Origin of the sequence: Rhodopseudomonas sp. BR0C11 (assembly GCF_010820945.1) — a bacterium.
GTDB classification, from domain to species: Bacteria; Pseudomonadota; Alphaproteobacteria; order Rhizobiales; family Xanthobacteraceae; genus Rhodopseudomonas; species Rhodopseudomonas palustris_H.
Window position 1 is genome coordinate 1 of sequence record NZ_QTKI01000093.1, and the last position, 13,790, is coordinate 13,790.

13 protein-coding genes are annotated in these 13,790 nt (G+C 65.5%); 3 read left to right on the top strand and 10 right to left on the bottom strand.

The genetic code is table 11. From position 1 onward, the window contains the following. Positions 1-45 precede the first annotated feature (45 nt). From goxA to DYI24_RS09970, 9 genes are all read right to left on the bottom strand, one after another. Complete coding sequence (gene goxA, locus DYI24_RS09930; protein WP_164572167.1) at positions 46-2,010, bottom strand: CTQ-dependent glycine oxidase GoxA; 1,965 nt, start codon at positions 2,008-2,010, stop codon at positions 46-48. Between the two features lie 155 nt (positions 2,011-2,165). Next, positions 2,166-2,537 (bottom strand): Fe-S cluster assembly scaffold SufA, encoded by a 372-nt coding sequence (sufA, locus tag DYI24_RS09935; protein WP_164572168.1) that lies wholly within the window; start codon positions 2,535-2,537, stop codon positions 2,166-2,168. A 129-nt stretch (positions 2,538-2,666) separates the two neighbouring features. Continuing rightward, a complete protein-coding gene (locus DYI24_RS09940) occupies positions 2,667-3,083 on the bottom strand; it encodes a VOC family protein (RefSeq protein ID WP_164572169.1) in 417 nt (138 codons plus the stop codon). Between the two features lie 7 nt (positions 3,084-3,090). After that, the gene (locus DYI24_RS09945; protein WP_013502742.1) at positions 3,091-3,459 is read right to left on the bottom strand and encodes an SUF system Fe-S cluster assembly protein; all 369 of its coding nucleotides are present in this window, start codon (positions 3,457-3,459) and stop codon (positions 3,091-3,093) included. Further along, a complete protein-coding gene (locus tag DYI24_RS09950; RefSeq protein ID WP_164572170.1) occupies positions 3,456-4,703 on the bottom strand; it encodes a cysteine desulfurase in 1,248 nt (415 codons plus the stop codon). Before DYI24_RS09950 ends, DYI24_RS09945 begins: the two co-directional genes overlap by 4 nt. Continuing rightward, positions 4,700-6,013, bottom strand: a complete 1,314-nt coding sequence (gene sufD, locus DYI24_RS09955) for a Fe-S cluster assembly protein SufD (RefSeq protein ID WP_164572171.1) — start codon at positions 6,011-6,013, stop codon at positions 4,700-4,702. The genes DYI24_RS09950 and sufD overlap by 4 nt, the downstream gene beginning before the upstream one ends. A 23-nt stretch (positions 6,014-6,036) precedes the next feature. Beyond that, the gene (sufC, locus tag DYI24_RS09960; protein WP_107344396.1) at positions 6,037-6,795 is read right to left on the bottom strand and encodes a Fe-S cluster assembly ATPase SufC; all 759 of its coding nucleotides are present in this window, start codon (positions 6,793-6,795) and stop codon (positions 6,037-6,039) included. A gap of 133 nt (positions 6,796-6,928) precedes the next feature. Then, positions 6,929-8,425: a Fe-S cluster assembly protein SufB gene (sufB, locus tag DYI24_RS09965; RefSeq protein ID WP_164572172.1), complete on the bottom strand. Its 1,497-nt coding sequence runs from the start codon at positions 8,423-8,425 to the stop codon at positions 6,929-6,931. Between the two features lie 82 nt (positions 8,426-8,507). Then, the gene (locus DYI24_RS09970; RefSeq protein WP_164572173.1) at positions 8,508-9,680 is read right to left on the bottom strand and encodes a cysteine desulfurase family protein; all 1,173 of its coding nucleotides are present in this window, start codon (positions 9,678-9,680) and stop codon (positions 8,508-8,510) included. A 236-nt stretch (positions 9,681-9,916) separates the two neighbouring features. Between DYI24_RS09970 and DYI24_RS09975 the strand changes: the two genes are divergently transcribed. Beyond that, positions 9,917-10,564 (top strand): alpha/beta hydrolase, encoded by a 648-nt coding sequence (locus DYI24_RS09975; RefSeq protein ID WP_011158012.1) that lies wholly within the window; start codon positions 9,917-9,919, stop codon positions 10,562-10,564. Between the two features lie 143 nt (positions 10,565-10,707). On the opposite strand, the gene DYI24_RS09980 is transcribed toward DYI24_RS09975, so the two are convergent. Then, a complete protein-coding gene (locus DYI24_RS09980) occupies positions 10,708-11,811 on the bottom strand; it encodes an anhydro-N-acetylmuramic acid kinase (RefSeq protein ID WP_164572174.1) in 1,104 nt (367 codons plus the stop codon). Positions 11,812-11,968: 157 nt separating this feature from the next. On the opposite strand from DYI24_RS09980, the gene tyrS reads away from it, so the two are divergent. After that, positions 11,969-13,225 carry a tyrosine--tRNA ligase gene (tyrS, locus tag DYI24_RS09985; RefSeq protein WP_164572175.1) on the top strand — a complete coding sequence of 419 codons (1,257 nt, stop codon included), beginning with the start codon at positions 11,969-11,971 and terminating at the stop codon, positions 13,223-13,225. Between the two features lie 84 nt (positions 13,226-13,309). Beyond that, positions 13,310-13,790, top strand: a 481-nt coding sequence (locus tag DYI24_RS09990; protein ID WP_164572176.1) for an MFS transporter, incomplete at its 3' end; no start/stop codon positions are given.

Sequence of the window (13,790 nt, forward strand, 5' to 3'; positions counted from 1 at the left end):
GCGCCGCCACCCCTGCGCCGATCACGGCGATCCGGCCCATCGAGATCAGCGCGCCAGCGTCGGCGCCGCGATGTCCATCGAGCCGCGCTGGACTTCGACATAGAGTTGGTCGGGCACACCCGGCAGCCCCTTCGGGCCGGGACGGCGCACCACGACGCCCATCTGCGTCCATAGCTCGATCATCCGGCGCAGACCGTCGGTGTAGCCGGCTTCGACGTGCAGGCCGATGCCAGCGGCGCCGCGCGCCCACGGCACCCGCGTGTGATAGAACCGCAGCCGCTCCTCCTCGGTGAGGTCGGTGCGCATCATCTGCTGATAGAACGCCTCGGGCAGCACATCGACCGGCAGCAGCGCCGGCCACCACACCGGCGTCGGGAAGCCGCTGGCGGTGAGCACCGCCTGGCAACTGAACGCATCGCCCTGCCACGGCACGCCCATCCAGCGCGTCAGATCGCCCGGCGCCTGCGGGCCGATCGGCTTGCCTTGGTCCGGCTTGTCGGGATTGCCGGCGAACACATTGACCGGATTGAGTTGCAGCCCGACGTCCTGCGCCAGGTTCTTGCGGTTCGACAGCGCCAGGCGGAACGGCAGCTTGGTCTCGTTCGGGCCGCGATACAGCGCCTTGTGGCGGATCGGCCAGGTGATCTCGACGCCGGGATGGAACGCGCCGCCCGAACAGGCGTCGAGCGCGGCGCGCGTCATCGCCTCAGGGCGTAGTTCGATTGGCAGATCGTCGAGCGTGCGAACGGAGTCCGCGCTCTTGTCAGCGTAGTCCGCCTCGAACTTGCCGTCGGCCCAGAGTTCGAGCACGCGATACTGCGTCGGCGTCAGCGCCAGCCAGGCGTGCGGGCTGTCCTGATAGTTGACGCCGTCGCCGAGCATGATCGGAATCGCGTAGCCGCGCTGATCGCTGCCGTCCGGCTTGCGGAACGCATCGAACACCTTCTTGCGCTCGGCCTTGGCATCGGCACCGGGCTTGGCCAGCGTCTCGATCGTCGCCGGACTGGACAAATCACCGATATCGTTCCAGGCGGCGCCGAGGAACGACGCCGTCGCCACCCACTGCATCGCGCCAGCGCGGCGCAGGATCGGCAGCACGTCGCGGCGGAACGACACCTTGTCGGTCGGGCTCTGCATCTGGCCGAGCGCCACCATCGCTTCGCGAGCAGCGTCGTACAACGTCACGATCGGCTCGAGCTGCGGCGCGAATTTCGGTCCGCAACACACCACCCAGGCCGGATCGCAATCGAGCTTCTGGCCGTCGACCGTGACGGTCGCCTTGACCCAGCCGTCGGCCCAGTCGTCGTGCCAGCCGTCATTGTTGGTGAAGTCGCGCACCGGATTCTGCGGCAGCGCGGTGCGCGAGACGCCGTCGGCGGCCAACCCCAACACGCCCCCCCTTTCGTCGGTGCGCAGATGGCCGAGCGAAACGTCGAGCGTCTGCCAGAACCGGCCCTTCATCCGATACTTGTCGTCGCCGCCCTTGGGGTTGGTCGAGGCGCCGGAAATTTCCAGCTTGCCGCCGTCGATGCACAGCATCGCTTCGCGCTTGTCGGCTGCGATGAAGGCATTGCGCTGCGCGCCAGGAACGCCGGGCGCACTGTCGCCGCGATCCATCGCGTTGACGAAGCCGTACCAGGCCGCCTTGGTGTTGGCGACGTGCACGCTCCAGGTCACGCCATCGGCGCCATCGAGTTCGCGCACCACGCGGCCCTGGTCGTCGTAGCCGAACAGGCGGAAGCGCTGCACCTGTTTCTTGATCCGTCCCTGCTTATCCTTGAAGCCGCCTTCTGGCTCGTCGAGCAGGCCCGGCACCTCCGGCGCCAGAAACCAGTCCTCGGCATTACCGACGCGGGAGAAACCGATCGCCGGGAAGATCGCGACCTTGGCGATCTTTGCGCCTTTCGGTGCTGCAGGTTGCGCGTGCAACGACGAGATCGCCGCCTTCGCCAGCAGCGGCCCTCCGAGGCCGACGGCTGCAGCTCCGAGCAGAAAATCGCGGCGCTTCATCTGATGATCCTCCCCTGTGGTTCCACCCTTGGAGAGGTATTCGCTTGCTGCGTCTTAAGGTGCACTTAATTCGCACACGCAAATAGCGCGCGGTATCGCACCGCGCGCTCTACACTTCTGACAGGATGTAAAGTTTGAATCAGATCCGACGGAACTCAGCCGTCGATCGAGGCCGGCTTCAGCTCCACGGACTCGCCGCAGCCGCAGGCTGAGATCTGGTTCGGGTTGTTGAACACGAACTGCGCCTGCATCCTGTCGGCCTTGTAGTCCATCTCGGTGCCAAGCAGGAACAACACCGCCTTCGGATCGACCAGGATCTTCACGCCCTTGTCTTCGATGACTTCGTCGTTCGGCTTGATATCGTGCGCGTACTCGACCGTGTAGGACTGTCCGGCACAGCCGCCATTCTTGATCCCGACGCGCAGGCCGAGAATCTCGCTGTCGGCGCGGCCCATTAGTTCTTTCACGCGAATGGCCGCGGCATCGGTGAGCCGCATCACTTGAGGCCGAGGACGTGCCGTACCCATGGTGTTTCCCACTCCTGTTGCCGGACCTACCCGGAGACGTTCACCGCTTCACCGGCGACCAGCCGAACCTTCAGATAGTTACGCAACCGCCACTTCGAAAGGTGTTATCAGTTCCTCGCCGTTTGCCGCCTAATGGATCGGCCAGACACCCGGCGTCACAAGTTCCAACAGATGGCGATCGGGATCACGGAAGTAGATACTCGACCCGCCGCGCGGCCACTCCGTGCGGCCTTCGATCTCAACGCCATGCTCCGTCAGGCGCGCTTCCCATTCGCCGAGCCGGTCGCGATCGACCGACAGTCCGATGTGGACAGGTCCGCTGCCATCATGCGGCGGGATCGTGCCGCCCGGCAGATGGACCGTCTCCAGCGTGCTGCCCCGTTTGAACAGCAGCAGGACGTTGCGGCCGCCGACGTCGAAAGCACAAAACCGCTGATCGCTCGTCATCGGACTCAGCAGCAGGACGTCCTGGTAGAAGCTTCGGGCGCGGTCGAGGTCGTCGACATACAGCGCCGTTTCGATCACTCCATTCAGACGCAGACCCAATCCATCCTCACCACATATTCAGCACGAGCCGGGCTTCGTCGCTCATACGCTCCGGGGTCCACGGCGGCTCCCAGACAATGTTGACGTTGACCACGCCGACGCCGGGCACGCTGGCCACCGCGTTCTCGACCATGGTCGGCAGCTCGGCTGCAGCCGGACAGTTCGGGGTCGTCAGCGTCATGTCGAGGTCGACGGTGCGGTCGTCCTTGATCTCGACTTTGTAGATCAGCCCGAGCTCGTAAATGTCGGCGGGGATTTCCGGGTCGAACACCGTCTTCAGTGCGGCCACGATCTCGGTGCCGAGCCGCTCAGTCTCCTCCGGCGGCAGCGCCGAAACGGTCTGCATGTTGGCTTTGGCTTCGATCGTATCGGTCATGCGAACAGATCCCGCGCCTTGATCAGCGCACTGACGAGTTGGTCCACTTCCTCACGGGTATTATACATGCCGAAAGACGCACGGCACGTCGCAGTGACTTGGAACCGCTCCAGCAGCGGCATCACGCAATGGGTGCCGGCGCGGACCGCGATCCCCTGCCGGTCGATCACCGTAGCGATGTCGTGCGGGTGCGCGCCCTTCATTTCGAAGGAAATCACCGGGCCTTTGCCCTTGGCGTTGCCGTTGATCCGCCGCGCGTTGATCTCGCGGAGCCGCTCCTCGGCGTAGGTCAAAAGATCGTGTTCGTGGGCGGCGATCCGCTCCTTGCCGATCGAATTGACGTAGTCGATCGCGGCACCGAGCCCGACGGCTTCGACGATCGCCGGCGTGCCGGCTTCGAATCGATGCGGCGGATCGCCGTAGGTCACCCAATCCTGCGCGACCTCGCGGATCATCTCGCCGCCGCCGTTATAAGGGCGCATCTTGGCGAGCACATCGTACTTGCCGTACAGCGCGCCGATCCCGGTCGGGCCATAGATCTTGTGGCCGGTCATCACATAGAAATCGCAGTCGATGTCCTGGACATCGATCGCGAGATGCACCGCCGCCTGGCTGCCGTCGACCACCACCGGAATGCCGCGGGCATGGGCGATCTTCACCACGTCCTTGACCGGCACGACAGTGCCGAGCGCGTTCGACATCTGGGTGATCGCGACCAGCTTGGTCTTGGCGGTCAGCAGCTTCTCGAACTCGTCGAGCAGGAAGTTGCCTTCGTCGTCGACCGGCGCCCACTTGATCACCGCACCCTGGCGCTCGCGCAGGAAGTGCCACGGCACAATGTTGGAATGGTGCTCCATGATCGAGAGCACGATCTCGTCGCCCTCGCCGATGTTCGTCGCGCCCCACGACGACGCTACCAGGTTGATCGCCTCGGTGGCGTTGCGGGTGAAGATGATCTCTTCGGGCCGCTTGGCGTTGAGCAGATGCTGCACGCGGGTGCGGCCGCCCTCGTAAGCCTCGGTCGCGGCGTTGGCGAGATAATGCAGGCCGCGATGCACGTTGGCGTATTCGCTCTCATACGCCTGCGTCATCCGTGTCAGTACCTGCCGCGGCTTCTGCGCCGAGGCGGCGTTGTCGAGATACACCAGCTTCTTGCCGTAAACCTGCAGCGCCAGCGCCGGAAAGTCCTCGCGGACCAGGTCGACGTCGTAGCTGCCGTTGCTGACCGCCGGATGCGTACTCATCGCCTCGCCTCCAGCCAGCGCACCGCAGCCGCGGTCACCAGCTCACGCAAATTATCGTCCGCGATCGCTTCGATCGCCTCGCCGACGAAAGCCTGGATCAGCATCGCCTCGGCTTCCTTCTGCGGCAGGCCGCGAGCGCGCAGATAGAACAGCAAGGAGTCGTCGAGCGCGCCGACCGCGGCGCCGTGGCCGCAGGTGACGTCGTCGGCGAAGATTTCGAGCTCCGGCTTATTGTCGACCTCGGCCTCGTCGGACAGCAACAGCGCCCGCGTCATCATCTTGGCGTCGGTCTGCTGCGCCGGCTGACGCACGTTGATCCGGCCCTGGAAGACCGAGTGGCCGCGGTCATCCACCACCGCGCGGAAACCTTCGCGGCTGGCGCAATGCGGCACGTCGTGGTTCATCACCAGCGTGGTGTCGGCGTGCTGCTTGCCGTTGAGGAGATTGACGCCGTTGGTCTGCACTTCGGAGTGCGAACCGGCCACCGTCACCACCGCTTGATAGCGGCTGACGAGCCCACCGGTGGTGATGCCGAACGCGTTGAAATGCGCATGCGCGCCGACCGAGACCGCCGCCGAGGTGATGTTGAACGCCTCACGGGAGTCCTCGACGATCCGCACGTAGTCGAGCCGAGCGTGGTCACCGATCGCGATCACCGCGGAGTCGTGAACCTGATAGGCACCGACGCCCTCGCCCGCCACGTAGCTTTCGACCACCGTCGCCACCGCGGCGTTGCCGAGCGCGATCCGCGACCGGGTGAACATCGCGGCCGGCGCACCGCCGGAAGCGATGTGCAGGATGTGCAGCGGCCGGGCCAGCGTGGTGCCGTCCGCGACCTCAATAACGACGCCGTCGGTCATCAGCGCGGTGTTGAGCGCCACCATCGGATCGGCGGTGTCGAGCGACAGCACGCGGTCGTCGCCGCTCTGCAGCGCCTCGCGCAGGCTGCGGACCGACAGGCCGGCTTCGAGCCCCGCGAGGTCCGACAGACCGGGCTCGAGCGCGCCGTCGACCAGCACCACACGGCGGACGCCGTCGATCGCATGCAGCTTGGCGGCAGCCTCGGTGCGCGCCAGCGCGGTCGCCTCTGGGGCCGCAGCAAGCGGCAGAACCTCGCGCATCAGCGCGCGCAGGTCGGTGTACTTCCAGTCTTCGATCCGGCGGTGCGGCAGCCCGATCCGCTGGAAGGTGTCGAGCGCCTGACGGCGGGTGTCGGCGACCTTGCCCGCACCCGGCACGCGGGCGGTGACGGCAGCGAAATTGTCGCTGGCGGTGTCGGGCTTGTCGGGTTTCGCCACTGCGATGTTCATGACCGTGTCCCGATCGGCGGCGCTCAGGCCGCGGCTTCCTGATATTGCGCGTAGCCGTTGGCTTCGAGCTCGAGCGCGAGCTCCTTGCCGCCGCTGCGGACGACCTTGCCCTTCGACATCACGTGGACGACGTCCGGCACGATGTAGTCGAGCAGCCGCTGATAGTGGGTGATGACGATCATCGAGCGGTTCGGCGCACGCAGCGCGTTGACGCCTTCGGAAGCGATCCGCAGCGCGTCGATGTCGAGGCCTGAGTCCATCTCGTCGAGGATGCACAGGCTGGGCTGGAACAGCGCCATCTGCAGCACCTCGTTGCGCTTCTTCTCGCCGCCCGAGAACCCGACATTGACGCCGCGCTTCAGCATCTCCTGCGGGATGCCGAGCGAGCCGGAGACTTCGCGGACCCGCTTGAGGAAATCAGGGGTGGACAATTCGTCCTCGCCGCGCGCCTTGCGCTGCGCATTCAGCGCGGTGCGCAGAAAGTTCATGGTGGCGACGCCGGGGATTTCGACCGGATACTGGAACGCCAGGAACACGCCCTTGGCGGCGCGCTCGTTCGGCTCCATCGCGAGCAGGTCTTCGCCCTTGAACAGGACCTCGCCGCCGGTCACCTCGTAGCCCGGCTTGCCGGCGATGACATGGCTGAGCGTCGACTTGCCGGAGCCGTTCGGCCCCATGATCGCGTGCACTTCGCCTTCGTTCACGGTGAGTGTCAGCCCGTGCAGGATCTCGCGATCCGCGACGCTGACCTTGAGGTCCTTCACTTCGAGCAATGCGGGCATAACGACCTTCCTGTTTGGCTCTCATCCTGAGGATCGACCGCAGCGCGCGTCTCGAAGGATGAGTTGATATGACGTTCTCGTTGCGGATCCTGCGAGGCGGCCGCGGCGCGGCCACCTCGTGAAGCTGCCGGCGTTAGCCGACCGAACCTTCGAGGCTGATCGAAATCAGCTTCTGCGCTTCCACCGCGAATTCCATCGGCAGTTGCTGCAGCACGTCCTTGACGAAGCCGTTGACCACGAGGCCGACCGCCTCCTCCTGCGACAGGCCGCGCTGGATGCAATAGAACAGCACGTCCTCGGAGATCTTCGACGTGGTCGCCTCGTGCTCGAACAGCGTCGAGGCGTTCTTGGCTTCGATATAGGGCACGGTGTGCGCGCCGCACTGGTCGCCGATCAGCAGCGAGTCGCAGGCGGTGAAGTTGCGCGCGCCGGTGGCCTTGCGATGGGCGGTGACGAGGCCGCGATAGGTGTTCTGCGACTTGCCGGCGGCGATGCCCTTGGAGATGATCCGGCTCGTGGTGTTCTTGCCGAGATGGATCATCTTGGTGCCGCTATCGACCTGCTGATAGCCGTTCGAGATCGCGATCGAGTAGAACTCGCCGCGCGAATTGTCGCCGCGCAGGATGCAGCTCGGATACTTCCAGGTGATCGCCGACCCGGTCTCGACCTGGGTCCAGGAGATCTTGGAATTGGCGCCGCGGCAGTCGCCACGCTTGGTGACGAAGTTGTAGATGCCGCCCTTGCCTTCCGAGTTGCCCGGGTACCAGTTCTGCACCGTCGAGTATTTGATCTCGGCGTCGTCCATCGCCACCAGTTCGACCACGGCGGCGTGGAGCTGGTTCTCGTCGCGCTGCGGAGCGGTGCAGCCTTCGAGATAGGAGACGTAGGAGCCCTTGTCGGCGATAATCAGCGTGCGCTCGAACTGGCCGGTGTTGCGCTCGTTGATGCGGAAATAGGTCGACAGCTCCATCGGGCAGCGCACGCCCGGCGGCACGTAGACGAACGAGCCGTCGGAGAACACCGCCGAGTTCAGCGTCGCGTAGAAGTTGTCGGAGGTCGGCACCACGCTGCCGAGATACTTCTGCACCAGCTCGGGGTGATGCTTGATCGCCTCCGAGATCGGCATGAAGATCACGCCGGCCTTCTTCAGTTCGGCCTGGAAGGTGGTCGCCACCGACACCGAGTCGAACACCGCGTCGACCGCGATCTTGCGGGCCGGCGAGTCCGGCGCACCCGGCTGCGGCTCGACGCCTTCCAGCAGCGCGACTTCGCGCAGCGGAATGCCGAGCTTCTCGTAGGTCTTGAGAATCTCAGGATCAATCTCGTCGAGCGAGCCGACGGTCTTCTTCGGCTTCGGCGCGGCGTAGTAGTAGAGGTCCTGGAAGTCGATCTTCGGATAGGACACCCGCGCCCAGCTCGGCTCGGTCATCGTCAGCCAGCGGCGATAGGCATCGAGCCGCCACTGCAACATCCAGTCGGGCTCGCTCTTCTTCGCCGAAATGAAGCGGACGATGTCTTCCGAAAGCCCCTTCGGAGCCTTCTCGGATTCGATCAGGGTCTCGAATCCATATCGATATTGATCGACGTCGATCTGGCGGACCCGATCGACGGTCTCTTGTACGGCAGCCATTCAAACCTCCGCTCGCGGTTTCAAGGACCGCGGTGGATCTGCTGAGACATGCTTACACGATCCGGCGCGGGATGAAACCCTCTTAGAACCGTTCAAGCACTGTTTCATGATCCCTTTTAGTTAGGTTGCCGGCGAGCTTTCTCCAAGCCTGCAGGCATCGATCGATGTCGGATTCGCTACTCGACCAGCCAAGGCTGATCCGTATCGCCGACCGTGCAAGTTCCGGACCGAACCCCATCGCTTCGAGCACGTGCGACGGCTGCACCTTGCCCGACGAACACGCCGAGCCCGACGACACCGCGATTCCGGCCAGATCGAAGCCGATCACCGCGGTCTCGGCCCGTAATCCCGGGATCGCGAACAGCGTGGTGTTGGGCAGCCGCGGCACGCCGGCCGACATGATTACCCCGTCGTCCCCGGCGATATGTCGCAAGCCCGCCTCGAGCCGTGTCCGCAATCCTTCGATCCGGACCATGTCATCCGCCATCGCCGGGATCGCCACCGCGGCTGCGGCACCGAAGCCGGCGATGCCGATCAGGTTCTCGGTGCCGGCGCGCCGCCCCAGCTCCTGGCCTCCACCACGGAGCAGCGGCTCCGGTCCGGTCAGCCTCGGGCTCAGCACCAGCACGCCGACGCCCTTCGGGCCTCCGATCTTGTGTGCAGACAGCGACATAAGATCTGCGCCGAGTTCCTTGATTCCGAATGGAATCTTGCCGAGCGCCTGGATCGCATCGACGTGCAGCACGCCGCCCGCTTCATGCACCATCTCAGCAACTTCACGAATCGGCTGAAGCGCGCCGGTCTCGTTGTTGGCGAGCATCACCGACACCAGCGCCGGACCGCCATCGGCCAGCAACGCGCGCAGATGGTCGAGGTCGAGCACGCCGTCCGCTGTCACCCGGATCTGGGTGACCCGCTTCGCTGGGAACCGGCCGCCGCTCAGAACCGAGGCATGTTCCACGGCTGAAAGCAGCAGTCTTTCAATGGGTTCCGCACCGATCCGGAGTCCGGGTGTGAGCGCCAGCGCATTGGCTTCGGTGCCGCCGGAGGTGAACACCACGTCGCGCGGCGCTGCACCGACCGCAGCCGCCACCTGCGCCCGGGCCTGTTCGAGCAGCCCGCGCGCGGCGCGGCCTTCGGCATGGACCGACGACGGATTGCCGACAAGGTCGAGCGCCGCCGTCATCGCCGCCTTGGCCTCAGGCCGCAACAGCGTGGTCGCATTCCAGTCCAGATACACTCGATTGGCCGTCACCGCGCTTCATTCCTTGTCTCGGGACGGCTGCTGGTCCGTCCCCTGGCACCGCCGCCGGCGGCCACCCTGCTCAATATGCTTGCATTTGGCCCTGCGCTCCATGCTAGAACGCAGCTCCCCGTTTCCGCCGGCCACCTGCCCCATCCGCACTGCGGCAGCCGGCGGCCGTTGCTGGCAGGACCCGCGCGCGCCCGGCGCGCCAGGCCGAATCCCACGATGTCGCGCAAGGATCGCTGATGCCCGAAGTTATTTTCACCGGTCCGGCGGGCCGACTTGAAGGCCGCTACCACCCGGCGAAGCAGAAGAACGCGCCGATCGCGATGGTGCTGCACCCGCATCCGCAGTTCCGCGGCAACATGAACCACCCGATCGTCTATCAGGTGTATTACGCCTTCGTGGCCCGCGGCTTCTCGGTGCTGCGGTTCAATTTCCGCGGCGTCGGCCGCAGCCAGGGTTCGTTCGACCACGGCACCGGCGAGCTGGCGGACGCCGCCTCCGCGCTCGATTGGGCCCAGACCATCAATCCCGAAGCCCGCGCCTGCTGGGTCGCCGGCTTCTCGTTCGGCGCCTGGATCGGCATGCAGCTGCTGATGCGCCGCCCCGAGGTCGAAGGCTTCATCTCGATCGCGCCGGAGCCGAACCGCTACGATTTCTCGTTCCTGGCGCCCTGCCCGTCGTCCGGCCTGATCGTCCATGGCGAGAAGGACATCGTCGCCCCGGCCAAGGACGTCAACACCCTGGTCGAGAAGTTGAAGACCCAGAAGGGCATCGTGATCGACCAGCAGACCATCCCGGGCGCCAACCACTTCTTCGAAGACCGGATGGAGCCACTGATGGAGACGATCACGTCCTATCTCGACATGCGGCTCGCCAACGTCCGCTGAGGCGGTTCTCAGTCTTCCTCCGTCGTTGCGAGGAGTACCGGATCGGCGCTTCGCGCCGTCCGAGTACAGGCTCCGCGACGAAGCAATCCAGCGCCGTGCACGGAGCTGGATTGCTTCGCTGCACTCGCAATGACGATGTCGCCTTACGGCCGCGCCAGCAGCCCACCGGTCATCGGAAAGGCGACGCCGGTGGTCGCCGGATAGCTCAGCGGCAGCCCCTTCAGCCCGCGCGTGGCGAGGAAGCCGAACGCCTGCGCCTCCATCGTGTCGGCCGACCAGCCAAGCGCATCGGCGCTCTCGACGCTGGCCGGGGCCAGCGCCTCGCGCAGCATCCGCATCAGCGTCAGGTTACGCGCACCGCCGCCGGTCACGATCCAGCTCTGCGGCGGCTTCGGCAGTAATGGCAGCACCGACGCAATCGCGCGCGCGGTGAACGCCGTCAGCGTCGCCGCCCCGTCGGCCGGCGACCAGTCACGCAACGCCAGCCCGGCGAAGTCGTTGCGATCGAGCGATTTCGGCGCCGGCTTGGCGAAGAACGGATGCTGCAGCGCTTCCGCGAGCCACGCCTGATCGATCGCGCCCTGCGCAGCCAGCCGGCCTTCGCAATCGAACGGCTTGCCGAGCTTGCGGAACATGAAGTCATCGAGCAGCGCATTGCCGGGGCCGGTGTCACAGGCAATCAGCGTGTCGGTGCCGTCGATATAGGTGACGTTGGACACCCCGCCGACATTGATCACGCCGATCGGGCCGTCACGGCCGAGCGATTGCGCCAGCGCGCGGTGATACACCGGCACCAGCGGCGCGCCCTGCCCGCCGGCTGCGACATCCGCGGCGCGGAAGTCGCACACCACCGGGATGCGGATCGCCTTGGCCAGCGCCTTAGCATCGCCGATCTGCACCGTGAGCTTTTCGGCCGGCCGGTGCAGCACGGTCTGGCCGTGGAAGCCGACGATATCGACGCTCTCGGGTGACAGCCGGTTCTGCGCCACGAAGGCTGCAACGGCCTCGGCATGGGCGATCGTCACGGCGCGTTCGGCCTCGGCGAGCACGCCCGGGCGGGCATCCCGCGCGGTCAGTTGCACCGCTTCAGCGAGCGCCTGGCGCAGCAGGCTGCGTTCGGTCTCGGTGTAGGGCCGGTAGCCCGACGGTCCGAGCGCAGCGACGCGCCGTCCGTCGGTCTTGATCAGAGCGACATCGACGCCGTCGAGCGACGTCCCGCTCATCAGTCCGATCGCCGTCATCATCATGGCACGCGCCTTCTCTGGCCGCTGCGGAATGTCCAACTTGTGTCAAACACCTAGTTCTTATAATGCCACAGGGTAACGCGCCCGAAAGACCTTCCTGGGCGTCTTCGCGCGCGATCTGCGCGATGCGTGAAATAACCGTGATCAGAGACCGATACAGATGACCGCTTTTAAGTCTGATTTTATGAATGTTCTCCAAAGCCGGGGATTCATTCATCAGATTTCCGACCCCGACTCGCTGGACGCGCTCGCGGCGAAGGGCGAAGTGGTCGCGTATGTCGGTTACGACTGCACCGCGGCGTCGCTGCATGTCGGCCATCTGCTCTCGATCATGATGCTGCACTGGCTGCAGGCGACCGGCAACAAGCCGATCGCACTGATGGGCGGCGGTACCACGCGCGTCGGCGATCCGTCCGGCCGCGACGAGACCCGCAAGATCCTCACCTACGAGCAGATCGACGCCAACAAGGAGTCGATCAAGGGCACGTTCTCGAAGTTCATCAAGTTCGGCGACGGGCATAGCGACGCGGTGATGGCCGACAACGCCGAGTGGCTGACCAAGCTGAACTACATCGAGATGCTGCGCGACGTCGGCCGCCACTTCTCGATCAACCGCATGCTGACGATGGACTCGGTGAAGCTGCGGCTCGAGCGTGAGCAGGAACTGTCGTTCATCGAATTCAACTACATGATCCTGCAGTCCTACGACTTCGTCGAGCTCGCGCGCCGCTACAAGTGCAATCTGCAGATGGGCGGCTCGGATCAGTGGGGCAACATCGTCAACGGCGTCGACCTCGGCCGCCGCATGGGCACGCATCAGCTCCACGCGCTGACCTGTCCCCTGCTCACCACCGCCTCGGGCGCCAAGATGGGCAAGACCGCCGCCGGTGCCGTCTGGCTCAACGGCGACATGCTGGCGCCGTATGATTACTGGCAGTACTGGCGCAACACCGAGGACGCCGACGTCGGCCGCTTCCTCAAGCTGTTCACGCTGCTGCCGATGGACGAAATCGAGCGGCTGTCGAAGCTGCAGGGCGCCGAGATCAACGACGCCAAGAAGATCCTGGCCACCGAGGCGACCGCGCTGATGCACGGCCGCGAGGCGGCCGACAAGGCCGAAGCCACCGCGCGCACCACCTTCGAACAGGGCGGCACCGCCCAGGACCTGCCGAGCGTCGAGATCAGCCGCGGCGAGCTCGATGCCGGGATCGGCGTGCTGGTGGCGTTCGCGGAGAAGACCGGGCTGGTCGCATCCAACGGCGAAGCCCGCCGCCAGATCAAGGCCGGTGGCCTCAAGGTCAACGATGCGCCCGTGACCGACGAGAAGATGACGCTGACCGCGACCGACCTGTCGTCGGACGGCGTGATCAAGCTGTCGATGGGCAAGAAGAAGCACGTGCTGCTTCGGCTTGCATAGCCCCATTCGCGGGCGGGCCCTGCTCCTTTCCGGCAAAACCGCGTTCGATGTGAAAAACGCGGACTCGTTCGGGAAGGATCGTCCTTGGATCACCGTGCCTCGCGCACTGGCCTGTTCATTCTCGGCCTGTGCTTCGTGCTGTCGCTGCTCGGCCGCGGGCTCGGCGAAAGCTTCACCGTGTTCCTGCTGCCGATCTCGGCCTCGTTCGGCTGGGACCGCGCCGAGGTGGTGTCGATCTATTCGCTGACGGCGCTGTGCACCGGCCTCGCCTCACCGCTGGTCGGCCGGCTGTTCGATCGGTCCGGCCCGCGCGCGGTCTACACTCTCGGCATGGCTCTGCTCGGCGGCGCGCTGCTGATCGCCGCCTACGCCGAGCAGCTCTGGCAATTGCAGATCACCGTCGGGCTGTGCGTCGGCCTCGGCATCGCCTTCACCGGCAACGTTCCGAATTCGATCCTGCTCGGCCGCTGGTTCGGCGCGCGCCTCCCGACCGCGATGGCGGTGGTATATTCGGCGATCGGGGCCGGCGTGCTGGTGAGGGTGCCGATCGCGCAGGGGTTGATCG